The 591-nt window shown below is 49.1% G+C and carries 1 protein-coding gene; it reads left to right on the plus strand.

Features of this window, described 5'->3' with window-relative positions:
* Positions 1-21: 21 nt before the first annotated feature.
* Positions 22-591 (plus strand): ATP-binding cassette domain-containing protein (locus R7Z49_RS26405; RefSeq protein WP_318112616.1); only part of this gene is annotated, 570 nt, incomplete at its 3' end.

The following is a 591-nucleotide window of genomic DNA, read 5'->3' on the forward strand; positions in this document are numbered from 1 at the left end:
TTTGGGTGTTGGTGAAGAGTCATGGTGCGCGTTAAGCATATAGCGGTTGGAAGTCGTTTGCTGCCACGTTCATTTGAATGCGAAGCTGGCGAAGTCGTCCACGTTGTCGGACCAAACGGCTCTGGTAAGAGTACGTTACTCGCAGCGATTTCTGGCACATTAACTGGCAGGGATGGAGCGAGCGGTGAAGTTCATGTGGACGACAAAAACTTGCTAACGTTATCTCTGTCGGAACAAGCTCATGTTCGCGGTTACTTATGTCAGCAATCTAGACCTGCATTTAACGTCGATGTTTTTCAATATCTTGCGTTGTCGTTGCCAAGTGGCGCTGCGATCACTGATGGTAAAGTTCGTGATGCCGTTAATATGGTGGTCGAGCTCGTCCAACTGCAAGATAAGCTGCACCGCAGCATTCAAACGCTATCAGGAGGCGAGTGGCAACGCGTACGCTTAGCGGGTGTATGCTTACAAGTGTGGAGAACGATAAATCCATACTCGCAGTTGTTGATTTTAGATGAGCCAGCCGCTCCGCTCGACATTGCTCAAGAAGGTTTGTTGTATCAGTTAATCAATGCTATCGCGGCGCAAGGT

The sequence above is a fragment of the Vibrio sp. 1562 genome (assembly GCF_033340155.1).
GTDB classification, from domain to species: Bacteria; Pseudomonadota; Gammaproteobacteria; order Enterobacterales; family Vibrionaceae; genus Vibrio; species Vibrio alginolyticus.